At 66.6% G+C, this 20,778-nt stretch carries 17 protein-coding genes and 1 pseudogene; 4 read left to right on the forward strand and 14 right to left on the reverse strand.

The window, feature by feature from the left end; genetic code table 11:
* Positions 1-9: 9 nt before the first annotated feature.
* Genes AC1RCO_RS03910 through AC1RCO_RS03930 form a run of 5 tightly spaced genes read right to left on the reverse strand, consistent with a single transcriptional unit; the run spans position 10 to position 5,977 of the window.
* Positions 10-1,671, reverse strand: coding sequence for a GMC family oxidoreductase (locus AC1RCO_RS03910; RefSeq protein ID WP_492617414.1), 1,662 nt, complete (start codon positions 1,669-1,671; stop codon positions 10-12).
* A gap of 35 nt (positions 1,672-1,706) precedes the next feature.
* Entirely contained in the window at positions 1,707-3,008 is a 1,302-nt protein-coding gene (locus tag AC1RCO_RS03915; RefSeq protein WP_370059219.1) for a carbohydrate porin, read from the reverse strand.
* A 56-nt stretch (positions 3,009-3,064) separates the two neighbouring features.
* The gene (locus AC1RCO_RS03920) at positions 3,065-4,129 is read right to left on the reverse strand and encodes a 2,3-butanediol dehydrogenase (RefSeq protein ID WP_492617604.1); all 1,065 of its coding nucleotides are present in this window, start codon (positions 4,127-4,129) and stop codon (positions 3,065-3,067) included.
* The gene (locus AC1RCO_RS03925; protein WP_015635866.1) at positions 4,129-5,409 is read right to left on the reverse strand and encodes an MFS transporter; all 1,281 of its coding nucleotides are present in this window, start codon (positions 5,407-5,409) and stop codon (positions 4,129-4,131) included. The genes AC1RCO_RS03920 and AC1RCO_RS03925 overlap by 1 nt, the downstream gene beginning before the upstream one ends.
* 34 nt (positions 5,410-5,443) lie before the next feature.
* Positions 5,444-5,977: a 2,4'-dihydroxyacetophenone dioxygenase family protein gene (locus AC1RCO_RS03930; RefSeq protein ID WP_019095476.1), complete on the reverse strand. Its 534-nt coding sequence runs from the start codon at positions 5,975-5,977 to the stop codon at positions 5,444-5,446.
* Positions 5,978-6,303: 326 nt separating this feature from the next.
* Here AC1RCO_RS03930 and AC1RCO_RS03935 point away from each other — a divergent pair, with 326 nt between their 5' ends.
* A complete protein-coding gene (locus AC1RCO_RS03935; RefSeq protein ID WP_065364198.1) occupies positions 6,304-7,350 on the forward strand; it encodes a helix-turn-helix domain-containing protein in 1,047 nt (348 codons plus the stop codon).
* A gap of 168 nt (positions 7,351-7,518) precedes the next feature.
* Here AC1RCO_RS03935 and AC1RCO_RS03940 read toward each other — a convergent pair whose 3' ends face one another.
* From AC1RCO_RS03940 to hpaB, 6 genes are all read right to left on the reverse strand, one after another.
* A complete protein-coding gene (locus tag AC1RCO_RS03940) occupies positions 7,519-8,640 on the reverse strand; it encodes a class II histone deacetylase (protein ID WP_026020252.1) in 1,122 nt (373 codons plus the stop codon).
* Positions 8,641-8,729: 89 nt separating this feature from the next.
* A complete protein-coding gene (locus AC1RCO_RS03945; RefSeq protein ID WP_072450166.1) occupies positions 8,730-9,893 on the reverse strand; it encodes an MFS transporter in 1,164 nt (387 codons plus the stop codon).
* Between the two features lie 24 nt (positions 9,894-9,917).
* Positions 9,918-10,790: a transporter gene (locus AC1RCO_RS03950; RefSeq protein ID WP_015635863.1), complete on the reverse strand. Its 873-nt coding sequence runs from the start codon at positions 10,788-10,790 to the stop codon at positions 9,918-9,920.
* A 135-nt stretch (positions 10,791-10,925) separates the two neighbouring features.
* Complete coding sequence (locus AC1RCO_RS03955; protein WP_011061640.1) at positions 10,926-11,903, reverse strand: helix-turn-helix transcriptional regulator; 978 nt, start codon at positions 11,901-11,903, stop codon at positions 10,926-10,928.
* Between the two features lie 203 nt (positions 11,904-12,106).
* Positions 12,107-12,619, reverse strand: a complete 513-nt coding sequence (gene hpaC / locus AC1RCO_RS03960; protein ID WP_011061639.1) for a 4-hydroxyphenylacetate 3-monooxygenase, reductase component — start codon at positions 12,617-12,619, stop codon at positions 12,107-12,109.
* A 187-nt stretch (positions 12,620-12,806) separates the two neighbouring features.
* Positions 12,807-14,369, reverse strand: a complete 1,563-nt coding sequence (gene hpaB, locus AC1RCO_RS03965; protein WP_015635861.1) for a 4-hydroxyphenylacetate 3-monooxygenase, oxygenase component — start codon at positions 14,367-14,369, stop codon at positions 12,807-12,809.
* A 379-nt stretch (positions 14,370-14,748) separates the two neighbouring features.
* On the opposite strand from hpaB, the pseudogene AC1RCO_RS03970 reads away from it, so the two are divergent.
* The 3 genes and pseudogenes from AC1RCO_RS03970 to AC1RCO_RS03980 form a co-directional block, all read left to right on the forward strand.
* Positions 14,749-15,516, forward strand: a pseudogene (locus tag AC1RCO_RS03970) (MCP four helix bundle domain-containing protein); the annotation flags it as partial.
* Positions 15,511-16,374 carry a methyl-accepting chemotaxis protein gene (locus AC1RCO_RS03975; protein ID WP_370059506.1) on the forward strand — a complete coding sequence of 288 codons (864 nt, stop codon included), beginning with the start codon at positions 15,511-15,513 and terminating at the stop codon, positions 16,372-16,374. The pseudogene AC1RCO_RS03970 and the gene AC1RCO_RS03975, both read left to right, overlap by 6 nt.
* An 84-nt stretch (positions 16,375-16,458) precedes the next feature.
* The gene (locus AC1RCO_RS03980) at positions 16,459-17,637 is read left to right on the forward strand and encodes a pyridoxal phosphate-dependent aminotransferase (protein ID WP_492617415.1); all 1,179 of its coding nucleotides are present in this window, start codon (positions 16,459-16,461) and stop codon (positions 17,635-17,637) included.
* Positions 17,638-17,847: 210 nt separating this feature from the next.
* Here AC1RCO_RS03980 and AC1RCO_RS03985 read toward each other — a convergent pair whose 3' ends face one another.
* The 3 genes from AC1RCO_RS03985 to AC1RCO_RS03995 all read right to left on the reverse strand — a co-directional run bounded on the left by AC1RCO_RS03985 (position 17,848) and on the right by AC1RCO_RS03995 (position 20,751).
* Positions 17,848-18,633, reverse strand: coding sequence for a PA4824 family protein (locus AC1RCO_RS03985; protein WP_492617416.1), 786 nt, complete (start codon positions 18,631-18,633; stop codon positions 17,848-17,850).
* Between the two features lie 76 nt (positions 18,634-18,709).
* A complete protein-coding gene (locus AC1RCO_RS03990; RefSeq protein WP_041752297.1) occupies positions 18,710-19,060 on the reverse strand; it encodes a DUF2493 domain-containing protein in 351 nt (116 codons plus the stop codon).
* Complete coding sequence (locus AC1RCO_RS03995) at positions 19,048-20,751, reverse strand: Na/Pi cotransporter family protein (protein ID WP_011061633.1); 1,704 nt, start codon at positions 20,749-20,751, stop codon at positions 19,048-19,050. The genes AC1RCO_RS03990 and AC1RCO_RS03995 overlap by 13 nt, the downstream gene beginning before the upstream one ends.
* Positions 20,752-20,778 lie beyond the last annotated feature (27 nt).

Here is a 20,778-nt window from a genome sequence, read left to right on the forward strand (position 1 = left end):
GCCCCGGCATCAGGTGCAAGCTTCGCCTTGAAGCACGTTGCTCGGTTGCGCCGGTGCCGTGCCCAGCACCAGGTCCGCGGCCTTTTCGCCGATCATGATTGCCGCCGCATTGGTGTTGCCGGTGATCAGGCTCGGCATGATCGAGGCGTCCGCCACCCGCAGCCCCTGGAGGCCGTGGACCCGCAACTGGTCGTCCACCACCGCCAGTTCGTCGTGGCCCATCTTGCAGCTGCCCACAGGGTGAAACACCGTGCCCAGGTGCTGGCGGATCCATTGCTCGATCTGCTCCTGGCTCTGCACCTGCGGCCCGGGTACCAGCTCACCCTTGAGGCGTTGGGAGAAGGCCCGGGTCGCTGCCAGCTGGCGCACCAGGCGCAAGCCGGCCACCAGCTTGCGCAGGTCTTCGGGGTGGCTGAGGAAGTTGGCGTCGATCAGCGGCTTGTCGTGGGGGGCGGCGGAATTCAGGCGCACCCGGCCTCGGCTCTGCGGGTGCATCACCGCCACATGCAGGCTGATGCCGTGGCCCACGGGGATCAGGCGCTGGGGCTGGTTCTTCAGGGCAGGGGCGACGATCAGCCCCAGTTCCGGCACCGGGTCCTCGGGCGCAACGCGCAGGAAGGCTCCGGACTCGACGGTATTGGAGGTCAGCGGGCCCTGGCGCCGGGTCAGGTACTGCCAGGGTGAGCGGGCCAGGGGCAGCAGGCCCTTGGCGGAAATGCCGTAGCCCAGCTCGGGGTCGCTGCGGTACATCAGCACGATGTCCTGGTGATCCTGCAGGTTGAGCCCGACCCCTGGCAGCGGGTGGCGGGAAACGATCCCGTGGCGCGCAAGCTCCTCGGCCGGGCCGATGCCGGAGAGCAACAGCAGTTGCGGTGAGTTGATCGCCCCGGCGCACAGGATCACTTCCCGGCGTGCCTGCAGTTGCCAGACCCGGCCGTCCTGGCTGATTTCCACACCGCTGGCACGAGTGCCTTGCAGCAACACCCGGTGGGTCAGGGTGCTGCTCAGTACCGTCAGGTTCTGCCGGTGCAGGATCGGGTGCAGGAAGGCCCGTGCCGCGCTGCAGCGCTCGCCGTTGATCTGGGTGACATGGAAGGGCCCGAAGCCTTCCTGCTCCGGGCCATTGAAGTCCGGGTTGTAGCTCCAGCCCAGCTCGGTGGCGGCCTGGTAGAACACCTGATTGACCGGGCTCGGGCTGCGCTGCTCGGCGACGTTGAGCTCGCCGTGCTGGCCGTGCCACGGCGAGGTGCCGGGTTCGAAATGCTCCGAGCGCTTGAAGTAGGGCAGCAGTTCGTCATGGCTCCAGCCCTGGTTGCCGGCGGCGGCCCAGCGGTCGAAGTCCAGGCGATGGCCGCGGATATAGATCATGCCGTTGATCGCGCTGGAGCCGCCCCAGACCCGGCCCCGGGGGCAGGGGATCGGCACGTCGCCACTGCTGGCCTGTGGGCTGAACTGGTGCATCCAGTTCCAGCGCGGGTTGGCGATCAGGCGGATGATCCCCGCCGGAGTGCGCACATAGGCGGCGGGCAGCAAGGTGCGGTCACTGGGCCCGGCTTCGATCAGGCACACCTGGACCTTGGGATCGGCGGACAGTCGGTTGGCCAGCACGCAACCGGCGGAACCGGCGCCCACCACGATGTAGTCGAAGGTCTGCGTGGTTGTTTCACTCATCGGAGGTACCTCGTTGGCAGTCACAGAAATCCATCTCAGAGCCCCAGCAGCGAGCCGACGTCGAGAGTCACTTGCAGGCCGACGACAAAGCCGTTGCCGCTCAGCTCGCGGGCTTCGGGGTTGTAGAAGTTGTCCGGGTTGACCAGGTACTGGATGCTGGGCTCCAGGGCCAGTTGCCGGGTCAGGGCGATATGGGCGTTGGCTTCCAGTGCGTAGACATTGCGTTCGCCCAGGCGCGGGTCGCCGCCGTTGGCGATGCGGGCCTGCTGCTGGAAGCGCAGCTGGTGGTCGTTGAGGCGCAGGTAGCTGGCCTTGAGGTTGAGCTTGTCCTGGGGCCGGTCGAAGGGCGCGAGGTAGGTCAGCCCGGCCTCGGCGAACTGGCTGAAGGGCTGCTTGTCATCGGCCGCCGCCGACAGCGAACCGAACAGCAGCAGGGCCTGGGGCGCACTGCCGGTACCGGCGTCGGCACGCCACAGTGCCTGCTGGAACTTGAAGAAGGCACCGCCGGTGCCGAAGTCCATGGCTCCGGTCAGCGGGTCCACCTGCTTGGAGGTGTTGTAGTAGCCGTTGAGCTCGTAGTGGGAGCTGTAGGCATCGCGGTTCTGGCTGCCGATGCCCAGCAGCAGGCTGGTGCCGCTGGCGTCGTCGGTACTGAAATCCAGGCCCTTGCGCTCCTTCAGGTAGTCCACCGGGTTGGACTCGAAGGCGCCGCCATGCACGTACCACTGGGGCGTCAGCTGGTATTTCAGGTAGCCGCCCCAACTGCCGTAGGGCGGCGGCAGGATGCCGGTGGAAGAGTCGATGATCGGGTCGTTGCAGGTCACCGTGCTTTCGCAGTTGTAGATATAGAAGTAGCGCCGGGCGTTGGTCCGCCCCAGGCTCAGGTCGACCCGGCCGTCGAGCCAGGTCTGCTGGTAGGTCAGCAGGCTCAACTGGTTGCTGGTGAGGTCGTTGTGGATCGGCGCGCCGCCGAAGTAGCTGCCGGCGGCGCCCTGCCAGTTGCGCGAGGTGGGCACGCCGGTCTCGTGGTCGAGGATGAACAGCGTCTGCTCGAAGTGCAGGGCTGCGCCGTCGAGGCCGGCGAAGGTCCCCAGATCGATATCGGCACCGACGAACAGGTCGCCGCTGTTGCCGAAACTGTGGGGCCGGGGGCCCGTGTCCAGGTTCTTCATGGCCAGGCTGAGGAACTGCACATGGGGCGTGATGCCACGGTCGGCCAGGTAGTCCCCCAGGCCGGACAGCGGGCCGGTACGCGGCGTGGGCGGCGTCTGGGCAAGGCAATCAAGGGGCAGCAGCAAGGCGGCCAGCAGCGGGCACAGCGCATAGGTTGCATTCATGTCGGGTACTCGATTCTTGTTGTTTTTGTCTTGAGTGTCGGTTGCACATCGTTTGTTCAGGCATCGGCCAGGGCCGGGGTCGGGTTGACCAGCACCTTGATCTGGCTCTTGTCTTGCAACAGCGCCTGGAAGCCTTGCTCCACCGCCTGTTCCAGGGCCAGGCAGCGGGTGACCGCCCGGCTCAGGTCCAGGCGCCCGCTGGCCAGCAGCTGGATCAGTTCGGGGTAGACGTGGCGGTAGCCGACGCTGCCGAGCAGGCGCAACTCGTTGTTCACCAGGTGGAAGGCATCGAACTGCACGTCGCCCATCAAGCCCACCAGCACCGCTTCGCCGCTCTTGCGCAGGCAGTGCAGGGCATGGCGCAGGGTCTGCTGGCTACCGGCGGCCTCAAAGGCGCTGTCGATACCACCGGCGCTCAGTTGCCGCAGGCGTGCCTGCAGTTGCGGGTCGGCGCCGTCCAGGGCCTCAGAGGCGCCGAACTCCAGGGCCAGGCGCCGACGCTCGGGGTCCAGGTCCACGGCGTAGATCCGTTCCACCCCCCGCAACCGTGCCAGTAGCACCAGCAGCAGGCCGATGGGCCCCAGGCCGAACACCGCGCAACTGTCGCCGGCCATCAGGCTGCTCTGGTTCAAGGCGTGGTAGGCCACCGCTGCCGGCTCCAGCACGGCCGCCTGCTTAAAGCTGACGCTGTCCGGCAGCAGGTGCAGCATGTAGGCCGGTACCACCGCCTGTTCGGCAAAGCCGCCGTCGCCCATCAGGCCGATAAAGCCCATGGATTCACAGAGGTTGTACTGGCCCATCTGGCAGTACGAGCACTCGCCGCAGCGGTATTCGGGTTCCACCGCCACCCGCTGGCCCAATAGCCGTGCATCCACGCCCTGGCCCAGGGCTACTACCTGGCCGCAGAACTCGTGGCCCAGGGTCAGCGGCGCCCGGCAACCGGACAGTGGGTGAACTACCTGCTGAGGTATGGAGTGAGGGCCGTCGGCGTACTCATGCAGGTCGCTGCCGCAGATGCCGCAGTAGGCGACTTGCAGCAGCACCTCGCCGGGGCCGGGCTGGCGCGGTTCCAGCTGAGTCAGGCGCAGGTCGCGGGCGGCATGCCATTGCAGTGCTTTGATCATGGGTTTCCTCCCAGGCTCGGGCTGGGTGCAGGGTTGGGGCCGGGGTGCCGGCGTTGTTGGCGGGCCAGTACCGCGGGGGCGGTTTCCTTGAGGAACAGGGCCAGCACGGCGGCCAGCAATGCGCCGCCGCAGGACATCCACATGACGATCGACAGGCCGAAGCGGTCGGCGGCGAAGCCGGCAATGGTCGGAGCGATGAAGCCGCCCACCAGCTCGCCGATGCCCATGATCATGCCCAGGGCCGTGGCCATGACTTCGCGGGGCACGGTTTCCGCGGGGATGGTGGCCATGAACAGGGTGAAGCAGCCCAGGCCGGTGTAGGTCAGCAGCATCAGCACCCCGAGCATCCAGGGCGACGAGGCGTAGAGCAGGGCGATGGGACAGCAAGCGGCAATCAGCGAGAACAGCACCAGGGTCGGGCGCCGGCCGAGGCGATCGGAGATTGCCGGCACGCCGAAGCCCCAGAGCACCCAGGCGCCTCCCAGGCAGCTCATCACCGTGCCCATGCTGGCCGGGCTGTAGTCACGAACCTTGACCAGGAAGGTCGGGGTGAAGGAAATCAGGATGATGAACCAGGTCAGGAACACGCAGCTGATGAGGGTGCAGAGCACGATGTTGCGGCTCTTGAGCAGGGCCAGGCGATGGCTGCCACCCGGGCTGGACGGGGTGTGCGCTCGCGGTTCGTGTCGCGGTGGGTCGGGCTGCACGTAGCGCCAGATCAGCAGGGCGATCAGTAGCCCGGGAATCAGCGAAATGATGAAGGCGTGGCGCCAGCCGTAGGCTTCGGCCAGGGCGATCAGCACCGGCGGGCCGATCACCGCGCCCAACAGGCCCGCCGCCGACCCTTGCAGCAGGCCCATGTTCAGGCCCCGGCGATGGGGCGAGGAGGCTTCCACCATCAGCGATTGGGAGAGCGGCAGGATCGGCCCCTCGGCCAGCCCCATGATGGCGCGGAACAGCAAAAGGCTGAGAAAGCCGGTGACCAGCCCGGACAGCGCCGAGCACAGGGAAAACAGGATCACCGCGACGATCAGCAACGGCTTGCGCACGCCCCGGCGGTCCGACCAGGCACCCACCAGGGCCCCGGACACCGCCCAGGCCAGGGCCAGGATCGACGACAGCATGCCCAGGTGGCTGTTGCTCAGTTGCAACTCGTCAGCCATGAAGGGGAACAGGAAGGACAGCGCCAGACGATCGAAAAAGACGAAACCGAAGGTCAGGAACAGCACCCCCAGCAAGGTGTTCTCGTAACCGGCCTTGTTGTTTTTATAAGCCATGGTGGTTCTCCGAAGGAGGCGTGGGCAGCGCCGGTCAGCGGAACAGGGTGTCGATATGGGCGGCGCCCAGGCCGATCTTTTCGTAGTGGGCGCGGCACATGGCGATGTAGGAGTGCACGTCGAAGTAGCCGTCGGGCTCGCCCTGTTCGTCGAGCCAGATCAGCGGGCCCTTGACGATGAAGAACACCCGCATCGGCTGCTCATGCTCATAGGCCACCAGGGTGTGGCCTTCGCCCGGGGTCTCGTAGACGAAGTCCCCGGCGGTGGCGGTCCACTCGTGCTCCAGGTAGCCCCATTTGCCGGACAGGGTGTAGGCGAAGACTTCGTGGGGGTGGTAGTGGCGGTTCACCAGCCCGGCGCTGCGGGCCAGGAGAATGTCGCACCAGCGGTTTTCGCTGGGGGAGATCCACAGTGGCCGTGAGGACACGGTCTCGGTGAAGGGCACGTACAGGCGCAGGTCGTCGCTGGCGGCATCGGGCAGGTAGACCTCCGGCTTGGCGTCGGGCTTGAAGCAGTTGGCGATCGGTTGCAGGTCTTTCCAGAATTCACGGTGGGCGGCTTCGGGCATGGTGGGCCTCGGTTGTTGTTATGGGAGGAGCCTGGGCAGCCGGGCAGGGCGGCCATGGGGGTACGGCGCAGACTTTAGGTCGGGAGCGGGGCAAGGGTTTGCACGGATCGGACTGGTTGTTTGTCTGTTTCGGACGGCTTTTTTCCTACGGCCGATAGAGAGCTGATGACGCACTCAAAGCGACCGGGCCCCACTGCGTTTCAAGTTGACAGGCTATATAGTTCAGATGTTAATGAATGGCCGCAGCCCGCAGTGCCTGCGGCCCCAGGTGTCCGGACACTGCCTTGCCGTCCGGGGAACATCCCGCCGCCATGAGAAGAACAACAATGTCTCCATGCGCCTTGCTCGAAACCCGGCATGCCAGCACCCAGGCCGTCGACCTGGACCAACGCCTGGCCTTCTGGGAGGACTACAACGCCAGCACCCTGGTGGGGCTCAAGTGCAACTCCTACGCCGAGGGCGGTTTCGCCGCCAGCCAGGACAACCTGCAATTGAGCGCCATGCGCCTGGCCCGCATCGTCGGCAACGAACACGTGGTGGAGCGCGACACCTCGATGATCCGCGGCGTGCCCAAGGAGTCGATCTTCGTGTCCCTGGTCACCGGCAGCGGTTCGTTCTTCTACCAGGATGGCGCCTGCCAGGTGCTGGAGCCGGGGGAGCTGGTGGTCTACCGCACCGATAAGCCCTATCTGTTCGGCTTTTCCGGGGCCATGCGCCAGTTCATCTTCGACATTCCCCAGCAGCAGTTCGCCGAGCGCTGCCTGAAACGCTTCGACCGGCCTTTGCGGATCAGCGTCGAAAGCGGGGTCCAGCGCCTGTTGCTGCGCACCCTGGGCGAACGTACCCGGGGCTTTTTCCAGCAGCCCCTGTGCGCCGAGGCCGAGGCTTATCAGGAGCAGGCCTTCGAGCTTCTGGCCAGCATCATTGCCGGGCATGTGGGGGAACGGCCAATCAACGCCCTGAGCGCCTCCTACCTGCTGGCGGCCAAGCAATGCATCCATGAACAGCTGGCCGACCCGACCCTGAGCTGCGAGCGGGTGGCGGCCCAGACCGGCATTTCCACCCGGCACCTGGCCCGGCTGTTCGCTCTGGAAGAAACGCTACCCAGCCGCTTCATCCTGGAAAAACGCCTGCAACAGGCCCGTCAACTGCTGTGCAGCAGCCAGGGAGCGGGCCTGGATATCAGCGAGATCGCCTACCGGCACGGCTTTGCCAGCCAGGCGCATTTTGCCCGCGCCTTCAAGAGCCGCTTCCAGCAAACCCCCAGTGAGGCACGCGCCCTTGGGGTAGCCGCAACCCTGGCAAGCCCGACAGCCGAAAGCGTCGGTCACGCCTGTGGCGACAACCTCCGGGGCCTGGAGCAAGGCAACTGATCCACCCGGGCCACACTGGTGCAGCAAGTAGCCCAGGGGAGCGGGGGAAGGATGGCCGGTTGGGCAGAGCGGTGTTCCGCTGGCTGGAGCCCGGGCTCCGGGGAACGCCGTTGGTGGATGCCGCCGCTCGGGTGGCGGGGCTTGCCCGTTCCGGCACCAGAGCGGGGGTCAGCGCCCGGCAGCCTCCATGGCTTGGGCTTGAAGGTCGAGCAACTGGCGTTGAAAGGTCACGAATGGCTCCTTGGGCTGTTGCAGGCGTACGAACTCCAGCATCGGGTCGGCGACGGCGGTGCGGATTCCCGACAGCGCCTCCAGGGTGGCCAGCCCGCAAAACGGTACGTAGGCCTCGGAGTAGCCGCCTTCATGCACCAGCACCAGGCGCCCTCGGCACAGGCGCTCGGCAGCATCCTTCAGGCACTGGGTCATCTCGCGGAACGAGTCACTGTGCAGCAGCATCCGCGCCAGGGGGTCCACGGCGTTGGCGTCATAGCCACAGGCGACAATGATCAGTTCCGGCTCGAAGCGCTCCAGGGCCGGTATCACGATGCGCTGCATGGCGTACAGGTAGGCGTCGTGGCCACTGCCCGGCAGCAGCGGGATATTGATGTTGCAGCCCAGGCCGGCGCCGCGCCCGCGGTCCTGTTCACCGCCATAGCCCGGGGGGAAGCAACCGTCCTGGTGCAGGGACAGGGTCAGCACGTCGGCCCGCTCCTCGAAGATCGACTGGGTGCCGTTGCCGTGGTGCACGTCCCAGTCGATGACCGCTACCTTGCCCAGTCCATGACGGGCCTTGGCGGCCTCGATGGCGATGGCGATGTTGGCCAGGAAACAGAAGCCCATGGCCTGGTCGCGGGTGCAGTGGTGTCCCGGTGGACGGGACAGGGAATAGGCGTTATCGGCTTCGCCGCTGAGCACGGCGTCCACGGCGGCCATGGCCAGCCCGGCGGACAGCTGGGCGATTTCATAGCTGCCCGGGCCCACCGGCGCCTCGTCGCCGAGGTGACCGCCTCCGGCGTCGCTCAAGGCCTTGAAACGCTGCAGGTAGGCAGCACTGTGGACCCGCAGCAGGTCGTCTTCGGTGGCCGCTGCGGCGCTGCGCAGGTGCAACTGTCGGGTCAGGCCGGAGACATCCATCAGGCTTTTCAAACGGCGTTTGGTTTCCGGTGATTCGGCGTGCCCGGCGGCGGCTGGCGGCTGTACCCAGCCCCCCACCGGCAGGGTCAGGACGTGGGGGCCGCCGCTGTGCCACAGGCTGAGTTCGTCGAAGAAAAACGCGCTTTTACAGGTCATGGTGATATCCATTTTTCAGGGTGGAATTTACAACGCGGCAGCGGCTGGCCCAGGCCCTCGGTGCCAGGGGCACCAAGGCACCGAGAGCGTTAGCGTGCAGGCCGGCAACTGAGTACCAGGGCCATGGACAGCAGGGTGATTGCGGCGCCCGCCAGGAGCAGCCCGCGGAAGCCGCCGCTGCCTTCGATCAGCCGCCCGGCGATGGTCGGGCCTATGGCCAGGCCGGCACTGATCACCAGGTTGGAGGCGTTCATCAGGCGGCCGCTGCGGTCCATTTCGGCCATGCGCGCGAGGATCAGCGGCAGGATGAAGGTCCAGGTGAACTTGAACACCAGCGCCGCCAGGGCAAAACGCGCCAGTTGCGGCTGGCCCAGAAGCAGCAGCACCGAGCCGGCCATCAGGCCGTAGCCCAGCAGGAGCAGGGCGCTACGGGGCAGGCGATCGCCGAACAGGGTGGCGCACAGGGCGCCGGCAATGCCCATCAGGGTGGCGATGGCCAGCACGTCGCCGCTGGTCTGTGCCGAAAGGCCGGACTGGCCACCGATGGCGCCGATGAAGGTCCAGACCCCGCTGAGGCTGATGTAGAAGGTCAGGATGCCGAGAATCCCCAGGGTGGCCTTGGCCCTGGAAACCGGCGGGGCCTTGGCTTCATGGCTGGCGGCCTTCGCCGCGCCCGCTGGAAAGCTGCGAGCCAGGGGCAGGCACAGCAGCATCAGCAGCGCCATGATCAGGTAACAGGCACCCAGGCCGAAGCGCTCGAAGAGCATGGGCAGCAGGCTCAGGCCGATGGCCCCCAGCACCAGCTGGCCCATCACCCAGAAGCCGTAGGCGCGACTGGGGTTGGGGCTGGCGGCGGCGCTGGCCAGGCAGATGATCATCAGCGAGCCGCCGGCCAGGGCACTGCACGAGCGTGCGATCAGCAGCAGCGAATAGTCATTGGCGAGCATCGACAGCAGGTTGGCGAGGATGAACAGCAGGGCGCTGCACAGCGCCGCGCGGCGCCAGTCGATGTGTTTCAGCCACCAGATGGCGGGCAGGGTGGCCAGGCTCATGGCCCCCAGCTCGGCGGAAAACAGGTCGCCGATCTGGGTCGGGCTCAGTTGCCACTGGCTGGCCAGTTGCGCGGCAATGGCCGGGGCCGTCAGCAGCACCGCGGGGGTGATGGCGGCGAACAGCACGATGGCCGCCTGGAGCCCGAGGGGCTGGCGGGTGATCGGCGGGTTCTGGCTCAAGGCGGGGTTCTGGGTGTTCATGGACAGGCTCCTAAGGCAAGGGGGTCAGAACACATGGACCAGGCGCAGCAGGGCGTCGGTGCCGGCAAAGCCGTTCTGGGTGGCGACGTTCTGCGACAGGCCGAACATCAGCTGGTTCTGCTTGTCCAGCCAGTGGCCGAGCTCGAACCCGACCTGGGTGTAGCGTTTGTGGGTGTCGTCGATGCGCCGGTCGTTGATCCGCAGTTCGCCGCCATCGGCGTGGATCAGGCGCAGGGCACCATAGGTGGCGGGGGTGAAGTCGTAAGAGGCGAAGGCCTGCAGGCGGTAGAGCGGGTCCTGCTTGAGGTCGCTGCCGAAGTAGTCGTCGTTGGTGCCATAGAGCTGGGCTTCCAGGTTGGCCTCCAGCACCCACTTTTCCCCCAGGCCCTGGGTGTAGTTGTAGACAAAGGTCGCGCCCCAGCGGTTGGCCCCGGGGGAGACGTCGGGGTTGCGCCCGTGGTACTCGCCCACGGGCAGCGTGATCAGGGTCAGCAGGCCGCTGTAGGTGCGGGTTTGCGGCTGGTTGATGAAGAACAGCGTGCCGCCCACCTGGGGGTCGCCAAAGCCGCTTTCGCCGGTGTGGCGTTCGGCGCCGGGCAGGCGCGCGTCGATATCGGCGAAGGGCACGATGAACTGCGGGGTACAGAGGGTGCCGCACAGGTCGCTGAAGAACACTTGGCGGTAGGCCATGGCATTGACTCGCAGCTCGGCCTTGCCCGTGCTGTCGGCCGGGCCGTGGAAATCACCGGCGCGGGTGGCGGGCAGGTACAGCACGCCCAGGCTGGTGCCCGCTGGGGCGGCGAAGAAGTCCCGGGCATTGAGGTCGGCGGCGTTCAGTGAAAGGCTGGCCAGGGTAGCCGTCAGGGCCAGGGTGATGCGGGGCACGGGCGTGGTCATGGGCGGTGCGTCTCTTGTTGGAGTTGTTGTTCGGCGAACGGCTCGCCGGCACACGGCAGGGGCTGGAAAAAGGGCAAAGGCTGCCCGTGGCCGTCACATTCGACGGCACTGGTCAAGGGTGGTCAGGGGGCGGAATCAGCCGGGAGGGGCATGCAGCAACTGGGCGATGCGGGCCTTGTCCTTGACCCCGAGCTTGCTGTAGATGGCCCGAATGTGATGGCGCACGGTGTTGGGCGACATGCCCAGGTCCCGGGCCACTTCCTTGTAGGTCTTGCCTTCGCCGAAGCACTGGGCGACGGCATTTTCCCGTGGGCTGAGCCGGGGCAGCAGGTTGCGGCTGCGGGCCGCCAGGAGGCAGAGGTCGCCTACCGCCGAGGATTCCACCTGCAGGGACTTGCCTTCGAAGCCGCCGGGGTCCAGCGCCATGGGCAGTTGCGGGCCGCTCCACTGCGGCCATTCATGCAGCAGCAGGTCGACGAAGCCGCGTTCGGCGCATTGCAGCACGCCGCGCTGGTCGCACACGGCCAGGGCCAGGTTGCGCGGGCCGGTGAGCTTCTCGCGCATGGCCACCAGGGTGCGGATCTGGTTGGCCGACACTGCGGCCACCAGGTGCAGCATCAGGTTGTTCAGCAGGTGGCAGTCGCCCTGGTTGAAGCGCGGCGCTCCCGGGGCGCGGTACAGCGCCAGGTGATTGTTCAGGTGGGTGTGGGGGTCGATGTGCACCACGCACAGCAGTTCGCCGATGTTGTACTGGCGGCCCAGCCAGTTGAGGCCGGGGCCGTTGTCCGGATCGGCCATGTCGACGATCACCGCCCGGCCCGGCACCTCGTGGACCCGGCTCACCGTGACATCGATGTGGCGGATCGATTGCCAGTCCGGCAGGTAGCTCGGTGGCAAGCGGTACAGGTAGCAGCTGTGTTCATCCGGCAGGCCATCCACCAGTGCGGCACGGCCCCACCAGGCGCTGTCGAAGGGCAGGAGCCTGCTGATGCGCGCCAGTGCATGCTGGTGCAGGTTTTCGATGTCCCTGTTCTGCGCCAGTTGCTGCAGTTCAAGGGTCAGTTCGCTGAAGGCCTGCAACAGGCTGGCCGGGGCACGCTCGGGGTGGTTCATGGGTCTGTACCTCTGTGCGACGTTGTTATTGTTTTCGTCACGGAAGGGGTTTGGGACCGGTACGTCAGGGGACGTGGGCAGGGCCTGGTTCGAGTATCGATGGCTTGGAAGAGCCGCGCCATCCTACAGATGCAGGAGGTGGCCCTTGGCCCGGATGCCGGCGGGCATCCAGGCGCGGGAAATGACGGCCAGGAGGGAAGGGTTCAGGCCGCCCGGCAAGGGTGGGCCAGGCGATGGAAGCAACGGCTGAAGTACACCAGTGAGTCGCCGTGCTCCAGCACGCCGATTTCATCCAGTTCCACCAGCATTACCGAGTGTGTGCCGATTTCCTGGACCTCGGTGATGCGCCCCTGCAGGCTGGCCAGGGCGCCCTCCAGCACCGGCAGGGCCTGCAGGCCGTCGCGCCAGGGGTGCAGGCCGAAGCGCTGGTCCATGGCCACGCCGGTCATGCCGGCAAAGTGCCGGGCCACTTCTTCGTGTTCGCCGCTGAGGACGTTGACGCACAACCGCCCGTTGCCCTTGAACACCGGGTTCAGGGCGCTGTTGCGGTTGACGCAGACCATCAGTGTCGGCGGGCTGTCGGTGACCGAGCAGACCGCCGTGGCGGTGATGCCGCAGCGGCCGGCGGGGCCGTTGCTGGTGATGACGTTGACCGCTGCGGTCATGTGCGCCATGGCGTTGCGAAAGGCGAGTTGCTTGGGATCGAGTACAGACATGACGAATTCCTCGTGGACGCAGGGCAGCCGGGTGTCTGGCTGCCAACGCGGGGCTGACGGCGGACTTGGCCTGTAGGAGCCGGCTTGCCGGCGAAGCGGGCCTGGAGGCTTGTGGTGCTCTGGCGGGCGTCTTCGCTGGCAAGCCAGCTCCTACACAAGCCAGCTCCTACACACGCTGGCTTCGTGGCTATTGGCGGATGCGGTCCAGCATGTTGATGTCATCCGGGTTGCTCAGGTGCGGCACGGTCCAGCCGTCGAGGTCGTAGTCCCCCAGGCACTTGTCCACCAGGTCGGTCATGGCTTTCATCGAGCCGCTGGCCTGGGCGTGGCGCAGGCACTGCATGCGGATCTCGTCCTGGCTGCCGGCGTAGTTGATCTCGTACAACTCGTGGCGGCCGCCGAATTCGGTGCCGATGGCGTCCCACAGTAGCTTGAGGATCTTGATCCGCTCCTCGTGGCCCATGCCCCCGGAGCCCCGGCAGTAGGTACCGAGGTACTGGTTGAGCACCGGGTCCTTGAGGTCGCGGGAGCCGGAGGGCAGGTAGATCAGGCCGCTGGCCACCACCTGCTCGATGATCTTCTTGATGTCGGTGTAGGCCTGGGGCGCCAGGACCCGGTAAGCCTGCAGCGCCTGGGTACTGGGCAGGTAGACGCCGTTCATCCATTCACTGGCGTTGCCATGCATGGCGTCGGTCAGGGACCAGAACAGGTTGCGCCAGGCCACCACTTCGCCAACCTGCGCCTGGACCCCGCGAAACTCCAGGGAACCGGTGCATTGCAGGGCCTTGACCAGCAGGCCAGTGATGAAATCCAGCTTGACCGCCAGCCGGGTGCAGCCCTGCATCGGGAACAGGCGGCCGAACCCGCCCTGGGGGAACCATTGGCGGCAGCGCTCGAAATCGCGGTAGATCAGCACGTTTTCCCAGGGGATGAACACCTTGTCCATGATCAGGATCGCGTCGTTCTCGTCGAAGCGGCTGGACAGCGGGTAGTCGAAGGGCGAGCCGGTCATGCCGGCCTGCAGTTCATAGGAAGGGCGGCAGATCAGCTTCATGCCCCGGGTGTTCATCGGCGCGATGAACATCAGGGCGAAATCGGTGTTGTCCCCCAGCAACTGGGCCGAGCCCTGGCCGACGAAGTTGTAGTGGGTCAGGGCCGAGTTGGTGGCCACCACCTTGGCGCCGCTGACGATGATCCCGCCTTCGACTTCCTCGTCCACCGAGATGAACACATCCTTGACCTGATCCACCGGTTTGTCGCGGTCGATGGGTGGGTTGACGATGGCGTGGTTGAGGTAGAGGCAGGCTTCCTGGATGCGCTTGTACCAGGTGCGGGCGTTGTCTGCGAAGCGCCCGTAGAACTCCGGGTTGGCCCCCAGGGCGCTGCCGAAGGCGGCCTTGTAGTCGGGGCTGCGGCCCATCCAGCCATAGGTCAGGCGCGACCAGTCGGCGATGGCGTCGCGCTGCTGGCGCAGTTCATCGGGGCTTTTCGCCGAACGGAAGAACTTGTGGGTGTAGCCGCCGTTGCCGGTGTCGGTGTCCCAGCACAGTTGCTCCTTGGTGGCCGGGTCGTGCAGGGCGTCGTACAGGCGGGCCATGGAGGCCGCGGAGTTGCGGAAGGCCGGGTGGGTGGTGACGTCCTTGACCCGGTCGCCATAAATGTAGATTTCACGGTCGTCGCGCAGGCTGGCCAGGTATTCGGCACCGGTCAGCGGGCGGTCGGTTGCGGCACGAAAGTCTTCAGGTTTCATATCCAGTCTCAGCGTTGTTTTTATTGACTGGGGCCATGATGGGCAGCCGCGGGAATGGACTAAATGGCTTTTCCGGCGAATGAATTGCACTTTTCATAGGGAGGCGGGTGGCCGGAGCGAGGGTCGAAAACGGTGGCTGAGGACGATGCTGGAGCGCTTTATCGATTCACTTCTCGTTGTGTTGTATCAGCAGTGATACACCGGTCACATTCAGAAATATTTTTAACAATCAGCCATATGAAAGCTCAAGTTCGGCCGATATCTCTGACAGGCCCGCGGACTTCCAACAGCGCGGCGCCCCACGTCGGCACAGCCCCTGATGCGCCGACGGCTCAACGGCATGGATGCCCGTCGCCCGTTCTCCCTCGAGAGTCGTCCTATGTCCTTGCGTAACCTGAATATCGCCCCTCGTGCTTTCCTCGGTTTTGCCTTCATTGCCTTGCTGGTCGTGGTGCTGGGGGTGTTTGCGGTCAATCGCATGGCGGTGATCCGCGAAGCCTCGGTGGACATGGAAAGCAACCAGCTGCCCAGTGTCGGCTTTCTCGGCAACCTCACCGAGAACGTGCTGCGCCTGCGGATTCTTTCCTTTCGTGTGCTGGTGAACCGCGAGCCGGCAGGCCTGGCAGAAGCCCAGACGCGCATCGGCGTACTGGTGGACAACGCCAGAAAGGCCCAGGCCAGCTATGCGGCCTTGCCGGCGGGGCCGCAGGAGGCGGCGCTGTACAAGACCTTCGCTACGACCCTGGACAACTACCTGCAGGCGCAGAACGAGATGCTCGAACTGTCGCGCCAGAACAAGCTGGATGAAATGCGCAGCCTGATCAATTCGCGGATCAAGGAAGGCACAGACCAGATGGGCGAGCAGTTGAACCAACTGATCGCGATCAACGCTGCTGATGCCAGGAGCGCTTCCAAGGCTGCCGGCGAGCACTACAGCAGCGCCATCGCCGGGATTGTGGCGGTGGCTGTGCTTGCCGCGCTGCTGACCATTGTTCTGGCGCTGTTGCTCACCCGCAGCATCGTCACCCCCCTGAACAAGGCCCTGAATGCCGCGCAGGTGATCGCCGGCGGCAACCTGCGCCAGGCCATCGAGGTCGATGGCAAGGACGAGCCGGCGCGGCTGTTGCAGGCCCTGGCCGAGATGCAGGCCAGCCTGCGCCGCACCATCGAGCAGATCGCCGGCTCGGCGACCCAGCTGGCCTCGGCCTCGGAAGAACTCAGCGCGGTCACTGAAGAGGCTTCCCGCGGCTTGCAGCAGCAGAACAACGAGATCGAACAGGCGGCCACCGCGGTCAACGAAATGACCGCCGCGGTGGAGGAGGTGGCACGCAACGCGGTGTCCACTTCCGAGGCTTCCCGGCAGTCGACCCAGGCCGCTCGCGAAGGTCGCGACCGGGTGGTGGAAACCGTGGACGCGATCCAGACCATGACCCACGACGTGCAGAGCACCTCGGTGATGATCGAAGGCCTGGCGACCCAGGGCCGGGATATCGGCAAGGTGCTGGACGTGATCCGGGCCATCGCCGAGCAGACCAACCTGCTGGCCCTCAACGCGGCCATCGAGGCGGCCCGTGCCGGCGAGGCCGGGCGCGGCTTTGCGGTGGTGGCCGACGAGGTGCGGGCCCTGGCCCATCGCACCGCCCAGTCGACCCAGGAAATCGAGAAGATGGTGGCCGGCATCCAGAACGGCACGGGCGACGCCGTGGAGTCGATGCAGCAGAGCAACCAGCGTACCCAGAGCACCCTGGAACTGGCCCGTGCCGCGGGTGTGGCCCTGGAGCAGATTGCCGAATCCATCAACCAGATCAACGAGCGCAACCTGGTGATCGCCAGCGCCTCCGAAGAGCAGGCGCAGGTGTCCCGCGAGGTGGACCGCAACCTGGTGAATATCCGCGACCTGGCCACCCAGTCGGCGGCCGGGGCCAACCAGACCAGCGCCGCCAGCCATGAGTTGTCGCGCCTGGCGGTGGACCTGAACGCTCTGGTGGCGCGTTTTGTGATCTAAGCGTCCAACGGCGCTGACGCTCGCTCGACGAGTGCCGCGCCAGCACCTAGGGTTCTGGCTGAAGCATCTTTCATGGAGAAAGCGATGCGCTATTCAGCCCTGACCCAACGGATTGCCGGAGAAGGTTCCGCCGCCTGGGATATCCATTACCGAGCTTTGGCCTTGCGCGAGCAGGGGCGCGATGTGCTGTTGCTGACCATCGGCGATCCGGATTTCGACACCCCCCGGCCGGTGGTCCAGGCGGCCATCGACAGCCTGCTGGCCGGTGACACCCACTATTCGGACGTGCGCGGCAACCTGGCGTTGCGCAGTTGCATCGCCCGTTGCCACCACCAGCGCACCGGGCAGATCGTCGATGCCGAGCACGTGGTGGTGCTGCCGGGGGCGCAGTGTGCGGTGTTCTCCGTGGCCCAGTGCCTGCTCGACCCGGGGGACGAGGTGCTGGTGGCCGAGCCCATGTATGTCACCTACGAAGGGGTGTTCGGTGCCTGTGGCGCCACCGTGGTGCCGGTGCCGGTACGGGCCGATCAGGGCTTTCGCCTGGACCCGCAGGAAGTGGCGGCGCGCATCAGCCCGCGGACCCGGGCCATGCTCATCAACAGCCCCAACAACCCCTCCGGGGCCAGCCTGTCCCTGGATGACTGGCAGGTCCTGGCGCGGTTGTGCATGGAGCATGACCTGTGGCTGGTTTCCGACGAGGTCTACGGCGACCTGATGTACGAAGGCCAGCACCTGAGCCCGGGCGGTCTGCCGCGAATGGGCGGGCGCACCGCCACCATCAACAGCCTGTCCAAGTCCCATGCCATGAGCGGCTGGCGGGTGGGCTGGGTGATCGCTCCGCCGGTGCTGGCCGGGCACCTGAGCAATCTGGCCCTGTGCATGCTCTACGGCCTGCCGGACTTCATCCAGAATGCGGCAGTGGTGGCGCTGACCCGCGAACTGCCGGAACTGCCACGGATGCGCGAGGAGTACCGCCAGCGCCGCGACCTGGTGTGCACCCTGCTCGGGCAGTGCCCGGGCTTGCGGCCAGTGCTGCCCGATGGCGGCATGTTCGTCATGGTCGACGTACGCCGCACCGGGCTGGGCGCCCAGGCGTTCGCCGAGCGACTGCTGGAGGGTTATGGGGTTTCAGTGCTGGCGGGCGAAGCCTTCGGCCCCAGCGTGGTCGGGCACATTCGCATTGCCCTGGTGCTGGACCGCGAACGGCTGGCCGAAGCCTGCCGCCGCATCGCCCAGTGCACCGCGCAACTCCTGGCCCTGTAGGAGCCGGCTTGCTGGCGAAGAGGTCCCAGAGCCCTGCATCGCCCTTGCCGACGCTTTCGCTGGCAAGCCAGCTCCTACGGTGCAACGCAACGCCGAGCGTACCTTGCGTAGGAGCCGGCTGCCGGCGAAGAGGCCCTTGAGTCTTCCATCGCCCTTGCCGACGCCTTCGCTGGCAAGCCAGCTCCTACAGAGGTGGGGCGCTTTCGGGGGTTAGAAGCGCAGGGTCGCGCCGGTGGTCAGCCAGCGATCGCGGTCTTCGGTCAGGTGCTGGCCAACGATCAGGTCCAGGTCCAGGTGCTGGCCCAGGTGCAGGCGCGGGCCGGCCTGCCAGCCCTGTTCGCCGCCGCGTTGGCCGTAGCGCTCGGCAATCAGGGTCAGGCTCTGGGCCAGGTCGTACTCCAGCCCGCTGCCCCAGGCCCAGCGGTGGCTCTGGTCGCCGTCGTCATAGGCGTGGGCCCAGCCGGCATTCAGGTTCAGGCGCAGGCTGGCAACAGGGCTGAAGGTCAGTGGCAGGGCGAGGTCGCCACCATCGAAGCTGTGGCTGCGGTTCAGGGCCCAGTGGGCGGAGCCGGCCAGGGCCAGTTGCAGGCCCAGGTCCTCACGGTCCAGCAGGGCCAGCTTGACCTGGGGGCTGAGCTGGGTCTCGCCCTGGCCGTCGGCCTGCTGGCGCTGCACCGCGGCCCCCAGTTGCACCCAGGGCAGTTGGCTGAAGGTGCAGGCCGGGGCCACCACGCTGGTGTGGCTGGAGCCCTGGTGGCGGGTGCTCTGGTACCAGACATCGACATTGCATTCCCCGGGAGCGTTGATGGCGCCGTCGTCCACCACGTAGGCGCCGCCGGTGGCCTGGGCCTTGGAGCACAGGGCCAGGGTGGCGGTCGCGCTGGCGGTGAGGGCGAGGAACAGCAGGTTGCGCTTGAGCATGCGGCTTTTCGCGGCAGGCAGAGGGTGGCCAAAGGCGCTGGAACGCGAGGGGCGATGTGGGGTGTGCTTGGACATGGCGGATCTCGTTCTGGGTTGGGGCACCGGTGCATCTGGCGTGCGGGCCGGTGCAGAGGGTGGCGGCTTGGGAGGCTTACTGGTCGGCCATCGACAGAACCTGGATCTGCCGGGCCCGGGCCTGGGCCAGCAGTTCTTCGGTGTCTTCCCCACCGGGCAGGGCGAGGACGATGTCGGGGCGGCTGTCGGCCAGCATGAAGGCGTTGCGCAGGCGTTCGGCGTGCTTGCCATGGCGTTGCCAGTTGGGCGGGTAGCGGACGATGTCGGCACCGATGTCCCGGGCCCAGTCCTCGATATGGGCGCCGAGGAACTGGCTGCCGCCATGAATCACCACGCGGGTTTCATGCAGGCGCTGAAAGGCGTCGAGGACCTGGCGGCACCGGCGGTCGTCGGCGTAGTAGCGGCCGGCGCAGATCAGGACGCGCATGGGCTGTTCTCCTTTACCGGGCTGATGCTGGTCTCGCCGGGCAGCGGTTCGTTGAGGTAAGCGTGCTCGATGTCCCGTTCACCGGCGCGCTCCAGGGCCGGGTAGGCCAGGGCGGCGATGTGGTGGTGAACCCGCCGGTAGTCGCGCAGCAAGCGCTGGAAAATGTCCCCGGATTCGGCCCAGGCGCCACGGTCTTCGCGCAACTTGCGAAAGTGCTCGCGGCTGGCGGCGGCTTCCAGGCGCCGTACGTTTTCCTTGCGCGCCACCAGTTGGTGGGCGGTGGGCAGGTCTTCGCGCAGGAACACGGTGATGGCCAGGCTCAGGCTGTCCAGCAGTTCCTGGTGCAGCGGGTACAGGGTGCTCAGCTCGAACTCGGAAAACGGCTCGCCACGGCGCAAGCGCCGCGCGGCCAGGTGCGCCAGGCTGGTGGCGAGAATGTCCCCGGCATGTTCCAGGTTGATCACCAGCAGCAGGATTTCCTGGGAGCGGTCGGCATCCTGGTCGCTGATGCCTTCCTTGCCGATATCCGCCAGGTAGGCGCGGATCGCCGCGCTGAGCAGGTCCAGGGACTGATCGATATGGCGCACCTGATCGGCATTGGCCTGGTTGGCGGTGCGAAACAGCTGCAGCACCCGGTCGAGCATGCCCGAGAGCATGTCGGCCATGCGCAAGGCTTCGCGGGCGGCGTTGGACAGGCCGATATTGGCCACTTCCAGGCCGGCTTCGTCCAGGTACAGCGGCATGCCCGGGTCGGTCACCGCGGCCGGGGCCGGCAGCAGCCGGGTCAGCAGCTTGGCCATTGGCCCGGTGAAACCGATGAACAGCAGCGCCAGCACCAGACTGAAGGCGGTGTGCAGGGCCACCACCAGCAGTGCCGGAGGCAGTTGCTCGATGACGTGCCACTGGCCCAGGGTGGCGATCCAGGGCATCAGCAGCGCCGCTCCCGACAGGCGTACCAGCAGGTTGCCCAGGGGCAGGCGCCGGGCCACGTTGCCGCTGGCGCTGAGCAGCGAGGGCAGGGTGCTGCCGAGGTTGACCCCCAGCACCAGGGCCATGCTGGTGGCCGGCGACAGCAGCCCAGTGCCGGCCAGCGAGGCAATCAGCAGCACCACGGCAACGCTGGAGTGGCACATCCAGGTCAGCAGCAGCGCCACCAGCAGGGCCAGCAGCAGGTCGCCGTCGAGGCTGGTCATCACCAGCTGGAACACCGGGGTGCCTTCCACCGCCCCCAGGGTCGCGCCGAGCATGCCCAGGGCCAGCAGCATCAGGCCCAGGCCGATCAGTGCGCAGCCGATGCTTTCAAAGCGCGAATCGTCCCGCAGGCGAAAGCACAGGAAGCCCGCCAGCAATGCCACGGGTGCCGCCAGCGAGAGGTCGAGGCTGAGCAGCTGGACCACCAGGGTCGAGCCGATATTGGCCCCCAGCATCACCGCCAGCGCCGGGGCCAGGCCCAGGGTGCCGGCGGCGGTGAAGGAGCTGGCCATCAGGCTCACCGCAGTGCTGCTTTGCACCACGCCGGTGATGCCGACGCCGCACAGCAGCGCCAGCCAGCGGTTGTTCAGGTGTTGCCCGAGCCAGTGCCGCAGCGGGCTGCCGAAGCCCCGCAGGAGTGAGCCGCAGATCATCTGCGAGCCCCACAGCAACAGCGCGATGGCGCCGGCCAGGTTGATCAGAAGAGTAGTGCCCGACATGAGTATTCTCCCGGGACTGTGACAGGT

The sequence above is a fragment of the Pseudomonas sp. GW823-FHT03E05 genome (assembly GCF_058796855.1).